Origin of the sequence: Vulgatibacter sp. (assembly GCF_041687135.1) — a bacterium.
GTDB lineage: Bacteria > Myxococcota > Myxococcia > Myxococcales > Vulgatibacteraceae > JAWLCN01.
Window position 1 is genome coordinate 79,955 of record NZ_JAWLCN010000004.1, and the last position, 16,368, is coordinate 96,322.

The following is a 16,368-nucleotide window of genomic DNA, read 5'->3' on the forward strand; positions in this document are numbered from 1 at the left end:
AAGTGCACCGCCCGGTGCTGCGCTGTCCGCTGGAGGTGGGGCGGCTTGCGCGCGGGCGGTGCGAAGAGGCGCAGGAACGACGAAGCCCGCCGAGGGGAGGGGGTGGGTCCCGGCGGGCTTCATCGTGCTGCGTTCAGCGTGGCCAGTAGACCGGGGGCAGAGCGCAACTGCCACCCGCACCGACCGGCAAATTGCCGCACACGTTTGGATCTACTCCGCCGCCCCGCCCATCATCCAGGCGCGCAGGCGCGAGGGGAACGCGATGGGGCTGAAGCCCGGGGCCGGCTGGAAGATGGGCAGGCCGAAGCTCTCCGCCCACCTGCGGGCCGTGTCCTCGCTCACGCCGAGCAGCGCGGCGATCGCCTTCCAACCCACGAGCTGCTGCTCGCCGCCCTCCTCCACCGCCACCGCGGGGAAGTGCCGTGCCGGCGGGCGGCCGTCGCCGAGCTCCACCGCGGAGGCCCTCTCCACCAGGCGCTTCGCGATGAGCTCCTCGCGCAGCATCGTCACCCTGCGCCGCAGCGAGCGCGCGGCCTCGGGGACGCGGGGCTGCTCGAGCTCGGGCGGCAGCTCGTCCGGCAGCCCCGCCCTGCGCTGGAAGACGCCGCTGCGGAGCTTCACCACGCCGAGGCCCCAGCCCGCCGCCACCACCACCGGCGCCCGCCACTCGCGCGGGAGCGCCGCCTCGATCGCGAGCTCGATCTCCTGGACGGTGCCCTCGATGTCGATCGACGAGAGGGACCGCCCGATCACCGGCTCGATGTCGGAGAGCGAGCGCCCGCGCGGGCCCTGGCGGTGCTCGAGGTAGAAGGCGCACGCCGCCGCCTCGCCGCTGCGGCCGCCGATGAGCCGCTCGGTGCCGTTCTCCGAGATCGACAGCCGCGCCGGCTCGTCCCTGAAGACGCGGATCAGCAGGCCGTCGTTCGCAAGCTGTGGGTCTCGTACCAGCATCGTCCCTCCCTGGTCCTGGTTGTCGATCAGCCCCGCCGCACATCGCGCCACGACCCGCCCGCCTCGAGAAGGAGCGCGCAGTGGAGGAGCTGCTGCTGCACGTAGCTGTAGAGCGAGCGGAGGGCCTCGTCGTCGATCACCGCGGCGGCGGTTGCGTAGCAGGCCCCGTCGAGCACCTCCTCGAGGAGATCGCGGTGGTGGTCCCGTCCGTTGCCCGCCTGGTGCGGCGTCCCGTACTTCTCGCGGCCCGCGCGATCTCGGGCGCGCATGCGCTCGATCACCTTCTCGCCGGCGGCGCTTCGCAGCTCGGGCGCACCGTTCAGCAGGTAGAGCCGGCGCGCGGCCTCGATCACCAGGTCCCAGGTCGGGCGCTCGTCGGTCGCCTTCGGTGCCGGCTGCGGCGCAGCCTCGTCCATCCGGGCGGCGCTGGCCGCGGCGGTGAAGCCGTCGGGGTAGCGGGCCCGGAGCTTCTCGATGTTGCCGGCGGCCACGTCCTCGAGCTGCAGCCCCGCGGTGGTGGCGAGGGTCGCCACGTACCAGAGCACGTCGCCCAGCTCCTTCCGCAGCCGCTCGACGTCGAGCTCGGCGCCGTGGAAGAGGTGCTTCTTCACGAGCTCGCCGGCTTCGCCTGCCTCACCGCAGAGGCCCAGGGCGAAGTTGCTCAAACGCGAGGATCGCCCCTGCGACGAGGGCACGGTCCGTTCGGCGGCGTTCTGATACTCGGTCCAGTTCACGCGAAGCTCCTCGCGCCTTCGTCGGCGCACCATCCCGGGGCCGGCGCCGCTTCGCACGGCAGGCCCATCGAGTCGTGGGGTTCCAGGGTCCAACTCTGCCCGTCGAAGGTCGCCGGGAAGTGGGACGCGCAGCCGCGGCACATCACGATGTCCCGATCGCCGGGCTTCAGCGGCGGTCGCTCGGGCCGCTCGAGGCGCGGCAGGCCGCCCACCGGCGCTCGAGCGCGGAAGGGGATCGGTGCCGCCCCCCGGGCCTGCTCGAGCTTGAAGTCGTAGCGGCCGGAGAGCACGTGCTGCGCCTTCAGGTCGTTCTCGATCAGCCAGGGGAAATCGAGCCAGGTGCAGCCCGCCTCGCGTCGAAGTTGGCGGGCCCTCTCGAAGACCGGGGCCCAATCCTCCCAGGCTGGGCGGCTCGCGAGGCGCTCCTTCGTGCGCTTCGCGATGCCCTTGGAGAGCGGGATCCGGACCTTGCCCTTCTCCGAGTCCGCGTCCGCCACCTCGGCGTTCCAGCGCTCCGCGAGCTGCGTCGCCGTCAGGCCGGCCGGCAGCCCCTCCGCGGCACCGGAGGGGGAAGGGGGAGGATCTTCTTCTCTGGTCTGATCTCCTCTCCTCTCCTCTCCCGTTGCACCGTTGCGAACGTTGCGCGGCGTTGCATCGCCGTTGCGAGCGTCCTTCGCTGGTTCCGGGGGAGGTTCGGGCGGCGCGTCGGCGGGGAGGAGCGCACGCAGCTCGGCGAGCTGGGCCTCGAGCTCCTTCACCTTGCGGTGGTTCCGGCTCCGCTCAGTCGACGACTGCGGCTCTTCCGCCCTGCGCCAGCCGATGATCGTGACGTCGCCCTGCTCGTCGATGGCGATCAGCTGCCACTTCGGCTCGGGGTCGGCGAGCTTCGCCAGGGCCTTGGAGATCGCCGCCTCCGCCTGCTCGAGCGGCAGGACGTCGGTGGCCATCATCCGGCGGGCTAGGTAGGTCGGATCGACGTAGTGGGCGGGGACCGTCCCGTCGAGTTCGAAGTCGGCGCTGATGCGGCAGAGGCACTCGTAGACCCGGGCGCCCCAGAAGCCGGCGCGCTGGATCTTCGGGTTCGAGTCGCTGTTGCCGTCCTGCTTGTACCACTTCATGGCGTAGCCCTCCCGAGGGAGGGCCCGCCGGCCGTCGCGGGACCTACTTCGACGCGGGCAGCGACAGGAAGCCGGGCTCCGAGATCAGGATGAGCCCGAACGATTCCGCCTCGCGGCAAGCCTCGAGGCCTTCCTCGACCGTGATGCCGAGGTGGGCGGCGAAGTCGCAGATCGACGGCGCCATCTCCTCGCTCGGGTTTCTCGCCGTCAGCTTCTGCTCGTGGTCCCAAAAGTCGATGAACGACCGGGCGGCCTTCGCGCCGATCGAGGGCTTCCCTTCGTGCTGCTTCTGCATGGCTCACCTCCGGGTGGTTGGCGGGGCCCTTGATGTAGCACACCCCGACGGCGCGGCCGTTCGCTGCCCAACTCATGCCGCCCCCCTGCCCCGGCGCGCTGCCTCGATCAGCCGCTTGCCGTCCTCGCTGAAGAAGGTCTGCTCCACCTGGCGGTCGCTGTGCCGGCTCTTCGAGAGGCGCACCTCGCAGTAGGGCGCGCGGTTCCAGATCCCGATCTCTCGGGCGATCTTCCCCACCTTGATGTGCGAGATCCCCAGGGCGGCGCCGACGCTGGTGCAGGTGTGCGGGTGGGAGTCGACGACGGGCAGGAGCGCCGGGGCGTCCTCTCCGGTCGCCTCCCGGTAGCAGCGGGCGTAGAGCTCGGCCTTGCTGGCGGGGGAGAGGTTGCCGTGCTGCTCGAGCTTGCCGACGATGGCGAAGAGCAGGTCGGCGCGCTTCGTCCGGCGCTCCTCGTCGGCGAGGCTCACCTCGGGGCTGTACTCGCCCGTCCGCACCAGCTGCGGCAGCACCTCGTCGGCGAGGAAGCGGCGCAGCTTCCGCCCCACCTCGCTACGGGTCTTCAAGCAGACCAGGTGCAGGCCGGTCTCGAAGAGCAGCAGGAGCGAGGGCGCGCGACTCGGCACCGATTCGGTGTCGAGTGCCGCCTGCTTGAAGGCCTCGAGCTCCGAGCCGGTGAGGATCGCGAAGTCCTGCCCCTCGATCAGCTCCTCGCTCCAGTCGCCGGCGATCTTGCTCGGGAGGCGGCGGCCGTCGTCGGCGTAGCCGAGGAGCGCGCCGACGTCCCGGGCGATCCAGCAGGGCCGGCCGTTGACCGTGAAGGTCACGAGGGTCTGCCCCTCGAAGGCGGACTCGATCTTGGCGGGGAGGCTCATCGAAACACCACCACGTCTCCACGCTGCTGAAAGGCGTGGGCGAAGAGGTAGGGCCGGCGGCCGAAGTAGAAGGCGGCCGAGTCAAACTGCCCGGTGCCGTGCTTGCCGCCGCCGAACGAAAGGCGCTGGTGGAGGAAGACCATCGCGTCGGCCTTCTGGCGGAGCGTCTGCCACCAGAGCGTCGACGGCGAAACCGGGATCAGGACCACGATCTCGCAGCCCGCGGCGGCGGCCTGCACGATCTTGCGGGCCCACGGGCGCAGGTGGCCGCGGCCGTAGGGCGGGTTCACGAAGACCAGCCGCCCCGCGGCGATCGCCTTCCAGTCGGCGAAGAGGCCGTCCCTCTCCGGCGAGCTGCCGTCGAGCTCCACCTCGGCGCCGACGATCGACCACTCGTTGCTGCAGGGATCGAGGTAGACCTTCCCGAGCTCGGCGAGCGGCTCGAGGAAGTCGATGGGCGTCGTCAGGTCGTTGTTCGTCCGCTCGCGCGGCTCTGCTGCTGCGGTCACGTCGACCGCGGCGTTCCCCTCCGCTGCGTTCATCGGGTCTCTCCCTTCTGCCTTGCGTAGAAGCCGCGGGCGACGCGGCGGATCTTCCCTTCGTGGGCGAGGTCGCGGAGCGCGTTGGCCACGCGGCCGGTGTTGTCCTCCTCGAGGCGCCCGGCCAGCTCGGGCGCGGTCCACACCCGGTCGCCGGCGGCGATCACCTCGAGGGCGCGCGCCCAGAGGCTCGGCGCCCGCGGCGGGGCGGGCGCCGGCTCGAGGCCCGGGCGCCCAAACTCGCCTTGCCCCACGCGCATCGCCGCCCCGCGCTGCACCAGCTTGCCGAGGTCGTTCGAGATGGCGCCGGGATCGTCCAGACCCAGCTCGTCGGCGAGCTGCTCGGGGGTCCACTTCCGCGGCGCACCGTGCAGCACCTCGAGCACGCGGGCGCTTCGCGGCGGGGCGGCTTCATCCTCGGGTGCCTCGGGTAGCTTCGCCGGCGGGAGGCCGCCGATCGTGCAGCCGCTGCAGCTCCAGGACTGCCATCCCTCGTTGCAGGCGCGGTCCAGGCAGTCGGCGTAGAAGAGGCAGTTCAGCGCCCGGTGCTGGGCCACGAAATCGATCGGTATTGGACGGTCCAGCTCGGACGGCGAAGGGCGTCCGTCCGCCGGCAGAAGGCCGAAGATCCGGTCGGTGAGAGTGCTCACGGCAGGCCGGCTTCCGCGGTCGCCGCGTCGAGGAGCTGCCGCCCCGCGGCGGTGACGAAGAGGCCGCGCGAGACCTTCGGCCGGCGCTCGAGGAGGCCCTTCTTCTGCAGGGCCCGAAGGTGGTCCATCACCCCGTTTGTCGAGGCGATTCCCAGCACGGCGCCGAGCTGCCGCACCGCCGGCGGCAGGCCCTCGGCCCGGTGCAGATCGTCGACGACGCGGAGCACCTCGAGCTGGCGCTCGGTGACCTGCGCGTCGGACTGCGAACGTACTTCTCCCTGCACGGTTCCCCTCCCGTGAAAGCGGGCTTGTGATTGGTGGCGGACAGGGCCGGGCTGGTGCCTGAAGGCTGATTGCGCCCTGCCGCGTTTTTCTGGGCATGGAGCCCGTTCGCCTGGGCGGCTTACGAAGCGATTCGGTCGCCCTCTTCCACGCCAATGAGGACCGCCAACGTGACGCCGAGTCCCTTCGCGATCCGATTCAGACGCTCGACAGAGGTGCTCTGTTGCCATCCACGCTCAAGCCCGTGGACGATGCTGTGAGAGACCCCGCCGCGCTTCGCGACATCCCGGACGGAGAGCCCGAGATCGGTGCGGAGCGAGAGGATCCGCTCGCCGAGACTGCTTGCAGTGGTTCGCTTTCTCACCGGCGCAAAGTACGAAAGTCCGTACTCTCTCGTCAAGCAGGGTGCGCACGGAATGCCGTACGCCACACGGGAGCGGAAGCTGCATATGGTCCCGTCGTGGCCAAAGCAGGCGATGAAAAGCCGACACCTGGTGTCGTAGGGCGAAATCTCGCTCGCATCCTCGAGGAGCTCGGGAAGAAGCCGACGTGGCTTTCCCGCCTCTCCGGGGTGCCGCGTTCGACCATCACGAGCATCCTCTCCGGCGCTTCGCCCGAGGCCTCCGTCGAAACCACGCGCAAGCTCGCCCAGGCCCTCGGGCGGCCGACGGATGCGCTGCTGAAGGAGCCCGGCGCCGAGCTGCCGCCCCATGGGACGACGCCCCTCGAGAGCGCGCTCTCCGAGTTCTTGGCGTCTAAGTGGGCGGATTACCTGCAGCCCCGGCCCCAGCCAGAGGATCTCGCCTGGCTGCGCTCGCTCTCGTCCGTCTTCTGGCTGGACGTGCCGCCCAACCCGGAAGCGCTGCACCACCTGATCAAGGCGCGCCGAGCGGGGCTGATCTAAGCATCTCGGGGACTTGCGCCCTCCGCCTACGCCACTGTCAGTCCGTTCAGGTATAACCCCCGCACGATGAGTGATCGAGCGCATGCACCCGCTGTGGGTAGGGGTTTCGTCGTGGTGGGTTCGTTGGGGGGATCGAGCGGCTGGCTCCTGCCCAATGGCTTGGTGGTGGTTCCAGACCTCGGCAGTGAGGCAGCGAACGCTGCGGCCGCCGAGCGCGTCCGGGCAGTGTACGAAGTTTCGTCACGGCTCGAGTTGACACATCGTACGGAGTTCCGTACTCTCGCCAGCGATTCGAAGCGTACGACCTAGCAACAGGCCGCACGCTAGTTCAGCGAGAGGGGAACCCATGTCGCATGTATCGTCGCGCGTCGCTGACGCGCAGCAGGAGAGGTGCGCCCGCGGCCCGGGAGACTGCCCGGTCTGCGAGCGAGAGGCAGGCAGCGCCGCGCACAGCGGTTGCTGCAGCCGCAACTGCGAGGAGACCGCCTATCGGGCGGTGGCTGGTCTGCTGCCGGTTGCGGTGGCGGCGGCCGTCCCCGAAGCGGAGCTCTCCGAGGCCGAGCTGCAGCTGCTGAAGGACGTCCGGAACGGCGCCGACGTCTGGGGCCGGCCCGACGCACGGCTCTGCCGGCAGCTCGAGCAGCGCGGCCTGGTCAAGATCGTCGACGCGATGGAGAAGCCGCCGGGGCACATGCGGCAGCCCTACTTCGGCTGCATCGCCACCGAGCTCGGCAAGCAGGCTCTTCGCATCGGCCGGAAAGCGCGGGGTGCGGCGTGATCCTCGTGTACGTCGCCGGCCCATACCGCGCGCCCACCCGCTGGGACGTGGAGCGCAACATCCGCACCGCGGAGGAGCGGGGCCTCGAGCTCGCCCGCCACGGCGCCGGCCGGATCGTCCCGGTCATCCCTCACACGATGTACCGCCATTTCGACGGCTGCCTCGACGACGCATTCTTCCTCGAGGGCACGAAGGAGCTGCTGCGCCGCTGCGATGCGCTCGCCCTGCTCCCGGGCTGGGAGCTGTCGACCGGCACCCGCGGCGAGCTCGAGGAAGCGGAGCAGCTGCGCCTGCCGATCTTCTGGCCCACCGCCACCGCGGACCAGGCGAAGCGGATCCTCGAGTACGTCGAGTGCGTGGACCTCGCCCAGCTCCGCCTACTGCGGGAGCGTCGCCGCTCGAGCGAGCGGAAGGAGGCTGCGTGATGGCCGCTCCCACGAGCTACCCGCGCCCCTGGCGTGTCGAGGAAGACCCGTTCGGCTTCGCGGTGTACGCCGCCGACTATGATCTCGTCTGCCTCACCGGCGACGAGAACCACCTGCCGGGCGACCGCGAGGCGGCCGAGCTCCTCGCCGCCGCCCCCGAGCTGGCCGAGGCGCTCCGCGACCACCTGCGGCTGCAGCGGGAGGGGTGCAGGTGCAACGACGAGAAGCGCTACGTCTGCGCCTCCTGCCGCGCGGAGAAGGTGCTCCGCCGCATCGACGGGGGTGCCGCGTGATCCGCCACCGCCCCGCCTACGTCCACGAGCTCGCCGCCCCGCGCCGCGGGCCCCGCCTCTTCCGTCGGCTCCGGGAAGGCGCGCGCCGCCTCTACCACGAACGTCTCTGCCGCAAGTGCAGCAGCGGCCTCTGGCGCTGGTTCCCCCTGGCTTCCGACCCCCACCACCACATGCGCGTGCCGAACCTGCGGCTCATCCCCGGCACCGCCCCCACCCCGCGCGACGAGCGCTCGAGGAGGCACTGATGGAATCCAAGCGACTCAAGCTCGCCGACGCGCTCGCAGCAGCACGCTCCGAGATGCCCCCGGCAAAGCGCAACGCAGTGAACCCCGAGTTCGGATCGAGCTACGCCGACCAGGCGGCCGTGCATGACGCGGTGAGTCCGGCGCTTGCCAAGTACGGGATCCACTACGGCCAGAAGGTGCGCTTCGAGCACGGCGCCTACTGGTCGATCACCGAGTTTCGCCGGGGCAACGAAGTCCTCGAGTACTCCAACCCCATCTGCTCCGATCCGAAGCAGGGGTCGCACCGCTTCGAGTCGGCGGCCACGCAGGCGCACCGCGTCTGCCTCGCCCGGGCGTGCGGTCTCGCGATCGGGCTGGACGACGACGGCAATCTCGCCTCCGGCAAGCGGCGCCAGCAGGCGCAGCAGCAGCCCCGCCAGCAGCAGGAGCGGCCACGGCAGGAGCAGCAGCGCCAGCAGCCCGCCGCGCTGCCCGAGCTCTCCGTCGAGCAGGTCTCCGAGGTGGCGCAGATCATCGCGCGGATCGAGGAGATCGAGGATTCGCCCACGCTCCGCGACTACCTCGAGGCGCTCAAGGTCCAGTACCCGGACGAGCGCCACCCGGTGCGCCAGCACGTGCGGCCGCAGCTCGCCTCGCGCCTGAAGAAGCTGGACGAGAGGGCCTTCGCGGCGTGAGGCCCCGCATCCCAATCCAGGAGGCGCCGGAGATCGACGCCCTGCAGCTCGAGCTGCTGCGGCACCGGCAGACGGTCGCGCACTTGCGGCGGACCCTCGCCGACGAGCGGATCGAGCGGGACTTCGGCGACGTGCTCCCCCGCGCCGCCGCCGGCGGCGAGCTGGTGGAGGCGGAGCTCGATCGCACGTCGACGCTGGTGGAGGCGCTCCTCCGGCGGCCCGGTGCCGACGACGAGCAGGAGAAGGGCGCGGCGTAGCGGTGATGAACGGTGACCGCCTGGAGATCACCACCCTGCGCAGGATCGCGCGGGTGAGCGGGCAGCTGCTGAAGGCCGAGGAGCGGTTCTTCGCCTCTCGCAGCCCTGACCACCTCCGGGCTCTTCGAGACCTGAAATTCCAGCTGCGCCGGTTGCTCGAGCAGCACTGGCAGCGCTGGGGGAGATTCGAGAATGGGAACGATGCCGGCCCGTGAGCGGGCGAAGGGACTTCTGTCCGAGCTGTCGCGGATCCAGGGCGACGAGCCGGATCCGACGGACCTTGTTGAGGCGGCACTCCGCGCCGAGGGGGCCGCGGCGGTCATGCGCCTGCGCTTGGCCCTTCTGGAGCGGGTGATCGAAGCCGCGACTGCCCACGACGTCGCGGGCATGGCTGAAGCCTGGGCGGATGAGAGCGGCTCGGACGAGGAGGCCGAGGGCGCAGCGAGCTTCCGTAGGGCCCTCGAGTCGCTCGCTACCTTCGACGCCGCGGTCGCAAAGGAGGGTCGAGATGGCTGAACCGATCCTCGAGCTCACCATCCGCGGCACGGATCAGGTGGTTGCTGTCGCCTGCCCGGCCTGCAAGGTCGTGGCGCATGGCGAGGAAATGGCCAGGCAGTGCTGCGTGCCGAAGCTCTGTGAGTGCGGCGAGGAGCGTGCGGCGGGCTGGACGGTCTGCAAATCGTGCCGTCGCAAGGGTGAAGAAGAGCGGGAGGCGGCCGCCTTCGCGAAGGCGAAGAAGGTCCCCGAGGGCGAGTGGTCTGGTCCCGTCTTCTGCGAGGGCATCGCCGGCAACTGCGGCGACGGCTATTTCTACGAGGTCGGCGACGTGCGCGACGAGTGCGACGCCGACGGCATCGAGCCTCCTCCCTACGTCTGGGCAACCAGGCCGATGGTCTTCACCCTCGACGCCGACGACATCATCGAGAACGCGCTCGATGGCTGGTACGAGGACGCCGGCTTGGACATCCCGCGCTCCGAGCGCAGGCGCCTGCAGGACTTCCTCAACGAGTGGTGCAAGGCGCAGCGCGTGCAGGGGTTCGAGGAAGACCGCTCCGTCGCCATCGTGCTGGCCCCCGACGAGAAGGGCGAGGAGGTGGGCGATGGCTGAAGTCATCGAGATCCGCGAGTCCTCGAAGGTCCCCTGCCCGCACTGCCGCCGCGAGGTCTGGGCGGCGCCGGTGAAGTCGGCCGACCGGGAGGGCTACGGCTTGGTGCCGCGCTGGAGCGTCTCCCCGCATGCGCCGCCGAAGGGCGTTCGCGGCTTCGTCTGCCGCGGCTCGAACCGCGTCGTTCTGCCGGGCCACGGCACGAAGAGCGTCCGCGTGGAGTGCGGCGGCTGCGGCTGGGAGGGGCGCCGGATCAACCGCGGAGGGAAGCAGCCGTTCGGACACTGCCTCCATTGCGACTCGGCGCTCGCAGCCGCCCCGCCGAAGCCGAAGCCGAAGAAGCAGCGGAAGGCCAATGCCGGGAAGGCGGTGGCCCATGGGTGAGCTGTCGCCCTACGAGCGGATCGCGCTGTGGCACGAGGCGCTCGCGATCGAGGCCGCCGTGCTGCGGGATCGCCCGCGCGTCGGCGGCTACGACTACGACGCCGAGCGGCGGCAGCGGTTCCATAGCGAGGCGGCGGAAGCCGTCCGCAAGATGGCCGGCGAGCCGGCGCCGACGGTGCCGGAGGCCTACGAGCGCCAGCTCTACATCCTGCGGCAGGGCCTGGTGCGCGCCGAGGCGCTCATCGCGCAGCTGCGCCGCGAGCTCGAGGACGCCGAGTCGTGAGCGGCTGCTCCTACGCCTGCAACTTCACCGAAACGGTCTTTCGTGAGGCCGACGATCAGGGCCGCATCGTCCTGGTCGGCTACTCCGACCCACGAGGCACCACGACCCTGTACCGGCGGCGCATCGACTGCGCCCCCACGTGGCCCGACTGCCCCTGCTCGCACTGCGAGGCGCTCGCCGCCTGGCGTGCCGAGCTGGGGATGGGCGAGGTGCGACCATGAAGAAGCGCAAACCGAAGTACCTGGACCTCTCTACGCACCAGGCGAACGTGATCGCCTGCGCCGCCCTCCGGAACCTGCTGGCCTCGCTGGAGTCGGTCGAAGAAGCGCCGGAGCGGAAGGACATCCTCGCCATGCTCGATCGCGCGATCACCGATGGGCGCCCGGGCGCTTCCCAGCTCGCGCTGGGGCTGGTGCTCGCCGGCACCGGAGCGTGGGAGGCGACGGTGCTCGCCGAAGGACGCCCCTCGATCCTCGCGCAGTACGAGCAGATCAAGGCCGAGACGGGTGGAGGCCGCTGCGATGCGTGAGCCGACGCGGCGCCCGCTGCGGAAGCGGCCCGCGCCGCCGGCGCCCACCGAGGGCCCGGTGGTGCGAGCGATCGAGCGGATGCTCCGCCGGCGGACCGACATCTACGCCTGGCGGAACAACACCGGGGCCTACAAGCCGACGAAGGGCAACCGCTTCATCCGGTACGGCCACAAGGGATCGGCCGACTTCCTGGGCGTCACCCGGGGCGGCCGGTTCATCGCGCTCGAGGCGAAGCGGCCGGACGGCGGGGTCCAGAGCAAGAGCCAGCGCGAGTTCGAGGAGAAGGTGCTCGAGCAGGGCGGCATCTACGCGATCGTCCGCTCGGTCGACGAGGCCATGCAGGTGATCGACGAAGCGGTGGGGCTGCGGCGGCGCAGCCCGAGAGGAGGCGAGGGATGAGCGCAGTCCGGGTGATCACCATCACCGCCGACGAGCTGCGGGAGATCATCCGGGAGGAGCTGCGCGCGGCCCAGGCTGCGCCGGCTGCCGCCCCGCCCTCTCGCGACGGCTACCTCTCCGTCCCCGCGGCGGCCAAGTACGCCAGCGTCAGCGCCGAGACGATCCGCGACTGGATCGCCAGCGGTCGCCTCCCTCGCCGGAAGGCCGGGCGGCACTACCGCGTGAGCCGGGACGACCTGGATCGGGTGCTCTCCGAGCGGCCGAGCGGGCCCCAGCCGGTTGACCTGCGCGATCGCACCGTGGAGATCATCCGCCGCGCGAGGGGGTGATCGCCATGGGCGTCTACCGCAAGAAGGGCCGTCTCTACATCCGCTACAAGGACGCGAAGGGCAGGTGGCGCAGCGACGCCACCGGCCTGCCGCTCGGCGAGGAGCAGGCCGCCGAGCGGATGCTGCGCCAGGTGGAGGACGCGATCGCCTCGCAGACCGAGCTGGGGCTCGACGAGGCGACGATCGCGGGCTGGGCGCCGAAGTGGATCGAGCGCCGGAAGGCGCGCGGCCTCTCGATGGCGAAGGCCGACGAGCAGCGGCTGCGGCTCTACATCCTGCCGGAGCTGGGCGCCATGCGCCTCGATGAGCTGAAGACGCGGCACGTCCGCCGGTTCGTGGAGTTGATGTCCACCCGCCCCAGCGCCATGGGCGGCAAGCTCGCCCCGCGGTCGGTGCGGCACATCTACGGGACCCTCCGCCAGCTGATGGCGGACGCCACCCGGGAGGATCTGATCGAGCGGAACCCCTGCGACCTGGGGCGCGGCGATCTACCCAGCGTCGCGGACAAGGATCCGGAGTGGCGCGGAGGCGCCGTGTTCACCCGGGCGGAGCTCGAGCTGCTCATCTCCTCCCCCGAGGTGCCGATGGATCGGCGCGTGATCTACGCGCTGGCCGGCGCCGCAGGCCTGCGGTGGGGGGAGGTGGCGGCGCTGCGCTGGCGGTCCTACGACCCCAGCTCGGAGCCGCTCGGCAGGCTCACGATCTCGGCGGCGCACTCGCGCCACCGGGGGACCGTGGGCAAGACGAAGACCGGGGCCGTGCGCCACGTCCCGGTGCACCCCACCCTGGCCGCGGTGCTCGCCGGCTGGAAGCTGCACGGCTGGCAGGAAATGGTGGGGCGGCAGCCGGAGGCCGACGACTGGATCGTGCCCTCGCGCGAGCTCGGCGAGGAGGACGAGGTGCGCCTTCGGTCCGGGGTGCGCGCCCTCCGCCGGCTGCACGATGACCTCGCGCGGCTGGGCCTGCGGCAGCGCCGCCTGCACGACCTGCGGCGGACCATGATCTCGCTCGCCCAGGACGACGGCGCCAGCCCCGAGGTGCTTCGCTGGATCACCCACACGCCCGCGAGCGCCGACATCGTGGCGAGCTACACCACCCTGCGGTGGCGCACCCTCTGCGAGGCGATCGCCAAGGTTTCCCTGCAAATCAGCGATGCGGCTCGTTACCCCGTCGTTACCCCGCTGCGGGCCAAAGAAAAAACCCCGTAAATCTTTCGACTTACGGGGCCTTCCTTGGTCGGGGAGACAGGATTCGAACCTGCGACCCCCTCGTCCCGAACGAGGTGCTCTACCAGGCTGAGCCACTCCCCGGCATCACTACCGGACTCCTGCCGCTGCGGTCGAAACCGCTCGGGGACGGCAAGAACGGGCGACGATCTAGCTGATGGGTCGTCGCCCTGTCAACGACGTTCGGCGGCCTCGTCGCATTCCCCGGTGGCACCTGCCCGCCCCAGGGCCTATCTCCATCCACACCCCGGAGGAAGCGGATGGAAGTGGGCCAGCGACAGAGCGAGGTGGCGCTCCTGGTCCGAGCGCGGCGCGAACGCATCCTCGCGCGCTGGCTGGCCCGGCTTCGCACCACGCGCTGGGCCCGGTTGCCGGACGCGGCTCTGATCGACCACCAGCCGAAGGTGCTCGACGCGGTGGTCACGGTACTCGAGAGCGGACAGTCGGACTTCAGGCGCCTCGAGGAGCCGGCCCGCGCCCACGCCGAGAACCGCCACGCCATCGGCTACGAGCTCGCCGAGCTCCTCCTCGAGACGAGCTGGTTCCGGACGATCCTCGTCGACGAGGTCCTCGCCGCAGGCGGCGAGCTCCCGCTCGAGGAGAGGGAGCTCCTCCACCAGGCCCTCGACCAGACCCAGGTCCTCTCGGCGCTGGTCTTCAGCGAGCGCCGCGACGAGCGGATGCGCCAGTTGCGCGAGGAGGCCGAGGACGCCCGCCTCCAATACGAGGAGGCGCTCGCCGCGATGACCGACGGCTACTTCCGCCTCGATAGCGATTTCCGCTTCATCTTCATCAACCCCGCAGGCGAGCGGATGCTCGGGCTCCGGCACGAGGAAGCGCGCGGCCGGCTCCTCTGGGAGGCGATCCCCGGATCGGCGGACACCGAGATCGGCAGGCGCTACCGCGCCGCGATGGAGTCGCAGCAGCCCTTCGAGATCACCACCCGCTTCGAGCCCTGGGACCGCTTTTTCGAGGTGCGCTCGTTTCCCGGTCCCCGCGGCCTCTCGATCTACTTCCGCGACATCACCGAGCGGCTCGAGAAGGATCGCGAGCGGGCGCGGACGCTGGAGGCGCTGGAGCGCGGCGATGCGGTCTTCATCACCGACGCCGACGCCAGGATCGTCTACGTGAACGCCACGCAGGAGCGCCTCGCCCAGCGCCCCCGCGAGGAGAGCCTGGGCCAGATTCTGTGGGAAGCCTACGCCAACGAGGCGAAGCCCGGCAGCCGCTACTGGACCGAGTACCACCGGGTCCTCGAGGAGGGCGCAGAGGTGGCGTTCGACGAGTACTACGCGCCGACGGGGATCTGGACCGGCGTCACCGCCTACCCGACGCGCGAGGGCGGCATGGTCGCCTTCTTCCGGGACGTGACCCGGCGCAAGGAAGTGGAGGAGCTGCAGGAGCGGATCATCGGCGTGGTCGGCCACGATCTGCGCAACCCGCTCTCCACCATCCTTCTCGGCGTTCACCGGGTCGCGAGCCTCGAGGAGCTGCCGGAGCGGGCCCGCCCGGTGCTCGCGCGGATCCAGCGCAGCGCCGAACGCATGGAGCGGATGATTGCCGCCCTCCTCGACTACACCCGCGCCGAGTACGGCGGCGGGATCCCGGTGGAATGCGCTCCGGGCGATCTCGCCGAGGTGCTCGAGGGGATCGGCGAGGAGTTCTCCGTTTCCCATCCCGAACGCGTCGTCGTCACCACCGACGGAAATCTCGCGGGCTGCTGGGACGCGGACCGCCTCGCCCAGGCGCTCTCCAACCTCGTGGGCAACGCGCTCCGCCACGGCGCGCCGAACTGCCCGGTCACGGTGCGCGCCACCAGCGAAGCCGACGGGGTAACGCTCACGGTGCACAATACCGGCGCGCCGATTCCGGCCGAGGAACGGGGCCGGCTCTTCCGCCCCTTCGCCCGGGGCAGCTCCGACTCGGCGGGCCTGGGCCTCGGCCTCTACATCACCCGCAACATCGTCGAGCAGCACGGCGGCACCATCGACCTCCATTCCGAAGAGGGCGAGGGCACCACCTTCACGATCAGCCTTCCGCGCCGGTAGGCGGATCGCAGCGGAGCAGCACCTTGCCCTTCGTGCGCCGCGCGTGCAGATAGCGGTGCGCCTCGGCGGCTTCCGCCAGCGGGAAGATCCTGTCGACGACGGGCCGGATCCGTCCGGTGCTGCAGAGGAAGAGCAGCGAGTCGAGCTCCTTGCTGAGCAGCTCCACCTGATCCCAGAGCAGCAGGATCTGCAGCCCCATCACGCTGGCGTTCTTCTCGATCAGCTCGAAGGCGCCCCACTTCTTCTGCTGCGCCAGCGCCAGCGCCGTCTTCGGCAGATCGCCCAGCGCCTTGAGCGAGCGCGGCATCGCCTGCGCCGCGCCGAAGACCACGAGCTTGCCGCCGGGGGCGAGGCAATCGAACGACTTCGCGAAGGACGAGCCGCCGTTGGCGTCGAGGACCACGTCGACGCCCCGCCCGCCGGTGAGGCGCTTCGTCGCGGAGACGAAGTCCTCCTCGCTGGCGACGATGCCGTGACGCAGGCCCTGCGAGGTGGCGTAGGCGATCTTCTCGCGGGTGGAGGCGGTGCCGTAGGAGTCGAGGCCGAGCTCGCGGCAGATCTGCACCGCGGCGGTGCCCACGCCGCCGGCAGCAGCGTGGATCAGCACCGACTCGCCCTTGCGCACGCGGCAGAGCTCGGTGAGCGCGTGCCAGGCGGTGAGGTATTGGGCAGGCAGCGCCGCGGCCTCGTCGAGCTGCATGTCGGCGGGGATCTTCCGCACCCGCACCGCCTCGGTGACCAGCTCGCTGGTGTAGCCGCCGAAGCGGCTCACCGCGAGGACACGGTCGCCCGGCGAGAAGCCGGTGGCGGGATCGGCCTCGGCGACGACGCCCGAGACCTCGAAGCCGGGAGCGAAGGGAGGTTTGGGCGCAGGTCCGTAGACGCCGGCGCGGGCGGCCAGATCGGCGAAGTTGACGCCGCTGTAGGCCACCCGCACCCGCACCTGGCCGGCGCCGAGAGGAGAAGGCGGGCGGTCCCGCACCACCAGCACGTCGGGACCACCGGAACGCGAGACGACGCAGTCGAAGGGCATGCCCGCCTCCTA

The 16,368-nt window shown here is 70.9% G+C and carries 28 protein-coding genes and 1 tRNA gene; 18 read left to right on the top strand and 11 right to left on the bottom strand.

Annotation, left to right across the window (positions count from 1 at the left end; genetic code table 11):
- Positions 1-210 precede the first annotated feature (210 nt).
- The 9 genes from ACESMR_RS11380 to ACESMR_RS11420 form a co-directional block, all read right to left on the bottom strand.
- Positions 211-951: a hypothetical protein gene (locus ACESMR_RS11380; protein ID WP_373047197.1), complete on the bottom strand. Its 741-nt coding sequence runs from the start codon at positions 949-951 to the stop codon at positions 211-213.
- A 26-nt stretch (positions 952-977) separates the two neighbouring features.
- Positions 978-1,685 carry a nucleoside triphosphate pyrophosphohydrolase family protein gene (locus tag ACESMR_RS11385; RefSeq protein ID WP_373047198.1) on the bottom strand — a complete coding sequence of 236 codons (708 nt, stop codon included), beginning with the start codon at positions 1,683-1,685 and terminating at the stop codon, positions 978-980.
- A complete protein-coding gene (locus ACESMR_RS11390; protein ID WP_373047199.1) occupies positions 1,682-2,803 on the bottom strand; it encodes a hypothetical protein in 1,122 nt (373 codons plus the stop codon). Before ACESMR_RS11390 ends, ACESMR_RS11385 begins: the two co-directional genes overlap by 4 nt.
- A gap of 43 nt (positions 2,804-2,846) precedes the next feature.
- Positions 2,847-3,098, bottom strand: a complete 252-nt coding sequence (locus tag ACESMR_RS11395) for a hypothetical protein (protein ID WP_373047200.1) — start codon at positions 3,096-3,098, stop codon at positions 2,847-2,849.
- 72 nt (positions 3,099-3,170) lie between these two features.
- Positions 3,171-3,971 carry a Bro-N domain-containing protein gene (locus tag ACESMR_RS11400; RefSeq protein ID WP_373047201.1) on the bottom strand — a complete coding sequence of 267 codons (801 nt, stop codon included), beginning with the start codon at positions 3,969-3,971 and terminating at the stop codon, positions 3,171-3,173.
- Positions 3,968-4,513, bottom strand: coding sequence for a DNA N-6-adenine-methyltransferase (locus ACESMR_RS11405; protein WP_373047202.1), 546 nt, complete (start codon positions 4,511-4,513; stop codon positions 3,968-3,970). The genes ACESMR_RS11400 and ACESMR_RS11405 overlap by 4 nt, the downstream gene beginning before the upstream one ends.
- Positions 4,510-5,160, bottom strand: coding sequence for a hypothetical protein (locus tag ACESMR_RS11410; protein WP_373047203.1), 651 nt, complete (start codon positions 5,158-5,160; stop codon positions 4,510-4,512). The genes ACESMR_RS11405 and ACESMR_RS11410 overlap by 4 nt, the downstream gene beginning before the upstream one ends.
- Complete coding sequence (locus ACESMR_RS11415; protein WP_373047204.1) at positions 5,157-5,444, bottom strand: hypothetical protein; 288 nt, start codon at positions 5,442-5,444, stop codon at positions 5,157-5,159. The genes ACESMR_RS11410 and ACESMR_RS11415 overlap by 4 nt, the downstream gene beginning before the upstream one ends.
- Positions 5,445-5,563: 119 nt before the next feature.
- Positions 5,564-5,872, bottom strand: coding sequence for a helix-turn-helix domain-containing protein (locus ACESMR_RS11420; protein WP_373047205.1), 309 nt, complete (start codon positions 5,870-5,872; stop codon positions 5,564-5,566).
- 30 nt (positions 5,873-5,902) lie between these two features.
- Between ACESMR_RS11420 and ACESMR_RS11425 the strand changes: the two genes are divergently transcribed.
- The 17 genes from ACESMR_RS11425 (at position 5,903) to ACESMR_RS11505 (ending at position 13,257) form a co-directional block, all read left to right on the top strand.
- Entirely contained in the window at positions 5,903-6,346 is a 444-nt protein-coding gene (locus ACESMR_RS11425) for a helix-turn-helix domain-containing protein (protein ID WP_373047206.1), read from the top strand.
- Between the two features lie 496 nt (positions 6,347-6,842).
- Positions 6,843-7,124, top strand: a complete 282-nt coding sequence (locus ACESMR_RS11430) for a hypothetical protein (RefSeq protein WP_373047207.1) — start codon at positions 6,843-6,845, stop codon at positions 7,122-7,124.
- Positions 7,121-7,549: a DUF4406 domain-containing protein gene (locus tag ACESMR_RS11435; RefSeq protein WP_373047208.1), complete on the top strand. Its 429-nt coding sequence runs from the start codon at positions 7,121-7,123 to the stop codon at positions 7,547-7,549. The genes ACESMR_RS11430 and ACESMR_RS11435 overlap by 4 nt, the downstream gene beginning before the upstream one ends.
- The gene (locus tag ACESMR_RS11440) at positions 7,549-7,842 is read left to right on the top strand and encodes a hypothetical protein (protein WP_373047209.1); all 294 of its coding nucleotides are present in this window, start codon (positions 7,549-7,551) and stop codon (positions 7,840-7,842) included. The genes ACESMR_RS11435 and ACESMR_RS11440 overlap by 1 nt, the downstream gene beginning before the upstream one ends.
- Positions 7,839-8,087, top strand: coding sequence for a hypothetical protein (locus ACESMR_RS11445; protein ID WP_373047210.1), 249 nt, complete (start codon positions 7,839-7,841; stop codon positions 8,085-8,087). The genes ACESMR_RS11440 and ACESMR_RS11445 overlap by 4 nt, the downstream gene beginning before the upstream one ends.
- Positions 8,087-8,761, top strand: a complete 675-nt coding sequence (locus ACESMR_RS11450) for an ERF family protein (RefSeq protein WP_373047211.1) — start codon at positions 8,087-8,089, stop codon at positions 8,759-8,761. The genes ACESMR_RS11445 and ACESMR_RS11450 overlap by 1 nt, the downstream gene beginning before the upstream one ends.
- Positions 8,758-9,018 carry a hypothetical protein gene (locus ACESMR_RS11455; RefSeq protein WP_373047212.1) on the top strand — a complete coding sequence of 87 codons (261 nt, stop codon included), beginning with the start codon at positions 8,758-8,760 and terminating at the stop codon, positions 9,016-9,018. Before ACESMR_RS11450 ends, ACESMR_RS11455 begins: the two co-directional genes overlap by 4 nt.
- A 5-nt stretch (positions 9,019-9,023) precedes the next feature.
- The gene (locus tag ACESMR_RS11460) at positions 9,024-9,233 is read left to right on the top strand and encodes a hypothetical protein (RefSeq protein WP_373047213.1); all 210 of its coding nucleotides are present in this window, start codon (positions 9,024-9,026) and stop codon (positions 9,231-9,233) included.
- A complete protein-coding gene (locus ACESMR_RS11465; RefSeq protein ID WP_373047214.1) occupies positions 9,211-9,534 on the top strand; it encodes a hypothetical protein in 324 nt (107 codons plus the stop codon). Before ACESMR_RS11460 ends, ACESMR_RS11465 begins: the two co-directional genes overlap by 23 nt.
- Positions 9,527-10,126: a hypothetical protein gene (locus ACESMR_RS11470; RefSeq protein WP_373047215.1), complete on the top strand. Its 600-nt coding sequence runs from the start codon at positions 9,527-9,529 to the stop codon at positions 10,124-10,126. Before ACESMR_RS11465 ends, ACESMR_RS11470 begins: the two co-directional genes overlap by 8 nt.
- Positions 10,119-10,508, top strand: a complete 390-nt coding sequence (locus tag ACESMR_RS11475) for a hypothetical protein (protein WP_373047216.1) — start codon at positions 10,119-10,121, stop codon at positions 10,506-10,508. Before ACESMR_RS11470 ends, ACESMR_RS11475 begins: the two co-directional genes overlap by 8 nt.
- Complete coding sequence (locus ACESMR_RS11480) at positions 10,501-10,791, top strand: hypothetical protein (RefSeq protein WP_373047217.1); 291 nt, start codon at positions 10,501-10,503, stop codon at positions 10,789-10,791. Before ACESMR_RS11475 ends, ACESMR_RS11480 begins: the two co-directional genes overlap by 8 nt.
- Complete coding sequence (locus tag ACESMR_RS11485; RefSeq protein ID WP_373047218.1) at positions 10,788-11,012, top strand: hypothetical protein; 225 nt, start codon at positions 10,788-10,790, stop codon at positions 11,010-11,012. The genes ACESMR_RS11480 and ACESMR_RS11485 overlap by 4 nt, the downstream gene beginning before the upstream one ends.
- Positions 11,009-11,320 (top strand): hypothetical protein, encoded by a 312-nt coding sequence (locus ACESMR_RS11490; RefSeq protein WP_373047219.1) that lies wholly within the window; start codon positions 11,009-11,011, stop codon positions 11,318-11,320. The genes ACESMR_RS11485 and ACESMR_RS11490 overlap by 4 nt, the downstream gene beginning before the upstream one ends.
- Positions 11,313-11,720 carry a hypothetical protein gene (locus ACESMR_RS11495; protein ID WP_373047220.1) on the top strand — a complete coding sequence of 136 codons (408 nt, stop codon included), beginning with the start codon at positions 11,313-11,315 and terminating at the stop codon, positions 11,718-11,720. Before ACESMR_RS11490 ends, ACESMR_RS11495 begins: the two co-directional genes overlap by 8 nt.
- Positions 11,717-12,049 (top strand): helix-turn-helix domain-containing protein, encoded by a 333-nt coding sequence (locus ACESMR_RS11500; protein WP_373047221.1) that lies wholly within the window; start codon positions 11,717-11,719, stop codon positions 12,047-12,049. The genes ACESMR_RS11495 and ACESMR_RS11500 overlap by 4 nt, the downstream gene beginning before the upstream one ends.
- A 5-nt stretch (positions 12,050-12,054) precedes the next feature.
- On the top strand, positions 12,055-13,257 hold the full coding sequence (locus ACESMR_RS11505; RefSeq protein WP_373047222.1) for a tyrosine-type recombinase/integrase: 1,203 nt from the start codon (positions 12,055-12,057) through the stop codon (positions 13,255-13,257).
- A 25-nt stretch (positions 13,258-13,282) separates the two neighbouring features.
- On the opposite strand, the gene ACESMR_RS11510 is transcribed toward ACESMR_RS11505, so the two are convergent.
- A tRNA-Pro gene (locus ACESMR_RS11510) sits at positions 13,283-13,359 on the bottom strand.
- A 176-nt stretch (positions 13,360-13,535) separates the two neighbouring features.
- On the opposite strand from ACESMR_RS11510, the gene ACESMR_RS11515 reads away from it, so the two are divergent.
- Positions 13,536-15,323, top strand: a complete 1,788-nt coding sequence (locus ACESMR_RS11515) for a sensor histidine kinase (protein ID WP_373047223.1) — start codon at positions 13,536-13,538, stop codon at positions 15,321-15,323.
- On the opposite strand, the gene ACESMR_RS11520 is transcribed toward ACESMR_RS11515, so the two are convergent.
- Entirely contained in the window at positions 15,304-16,356 is a 1,053-nt protein-coding gene (locus tag ACESMR_RS11520) for a zinc-binding dehydrogenase (RefSeq protein WP_373047224.1), read from the bottom strand. The two genes, ACESMR_RS11515 and ACESMR_RS11520, sit on opposite strands and share 20 nt — an antisense overlap.
- Positions 16,357-16,368: the final 12 nt, after the last annotated feature.

Coding starts and splice junctions, on each gene's coding strand:
- ACESMR_RS11395 (WP_373047200.1), bottom strand. CDS start 3,098: ATGCAGAAGCAGCACGAAGGGAAGCCCTCGATCGGCGCGAAGGCCGCC.
- ACESMR_RS11475 (WP_373047216.1), top strand. CDS start 10,119: ATGGCTGAAGTCATCGAGATCCGCGAGTCCTCGAAGGTCCCCTGCCCG.
- ACESMR_RS11440 (WP_373047209.1), top strand. CDS start 7,549: ATGGCCGCTCCCACGAGCTACCCGCGCCCCTGGCGTGTCGAGGAAGAC.
- ACESMR_RS11465 (WP_373047214.1), top strand. CDS start 9,211: ATGGGAACGATGCCGGCCCGTGAGCGGGCGAAGGGACTTCTGTCCGAG.
- ACESMR_RS11460 (WP_373047213.1), top strand. CDS start 9,024: ATGAACGGTGACCGCCTGGAGATCACCACCCTGCGCAGGATCGCGCGG.
- ACESMR_RS11400 (WP_373047201.1), bottom strand. CDS start 3,971: ATGAGCCTCCCCGCCAAGATCGAGTCCGCCTTCGAGGGGCAGACCCTC.
- ACESMR_RS11390 (WP_373047199.1), bottom strand. CDS start 2,803: ATGAAGTGGTACAAGCAGGACGGCAACAGCGACTCGAACCCGAAGATC.
- ACESMR_RS11470 (WP_373047215.1), top strand. CDS start 9,527: ATGGCTGAACCGATCCTCGAGCTCACCATCCGCGGCACGGATCAGGTG.
- ACESMR_RS11380 (WP_373047197.1), bottom strand. CDS start 951: ATGCTGGTACGAGACCCACAGCTTGCGAACGACGGCCTGCTGATCCGC.
- ACESMR_RS11490 (WP_373047219.1), top strand. CDS start 11,009: ATGAAGAAGCGCAAACCGAAGTACCTGGACCTCTCTACGCACCAGGCG.
- ACESMR_RS11450 (WP_373047211.1), top strand. CDS start 8,087: ATGGAATCCAAGCGACTCAAGCTCGCCGACGCGCTCGCAGCAGCACGC.
- ACESMR_RS11480 (WP_373047217.1), top strand. CDS start 10,501: ATGGGTGAGCTGTCGCCCTACGAGCGGATCGCGCTGTGGCACGAGGCG.
- ACESMR_RS11505 (WP_373047222.1), top strand. CDS start 12,055: ATGGGCGTCTACCGCAAGAAGGGCCGTCTCTACATCCGCTACAAGGAC.
- ACESMR_RS11405 (WP_373047202.1), bottom strand. CDS start 4,513: ATGAACGCAGCGGAGGGGAACGCCGCGGTCGACGTGACCGCAGCAGCA.
- ACESMR_RS11520 (WP_373047224.1), bottom strand. CDS start 16,356: ATGCCCTTCGACTGCGTCGTCTCGCGTTCCGGTGGTCCCGACGTGCTG.
- ACESMR_RS11515 (WP_373047223.1), top strand. CDS start 13,536: ATGGAAGTGGGCCAGCGACAGAGCGAGGTGGCGCTCCTGGTCCGAGCG.
- ACESMR_RS11500 (WP_373047221.1), top strand. CDS start 11,717: ATGAGCGCAGTCCGGGTGATCACCATCACCGCCGACGAGCTGCGGGAG.
- ACESMR_RS11495 (WP_373047220.1), top strand. CDS start 11,313: ATGCGTGAGCCGACGCGGCGCCCGCTGCGGAAGCGGCCCGCGCCGCCG.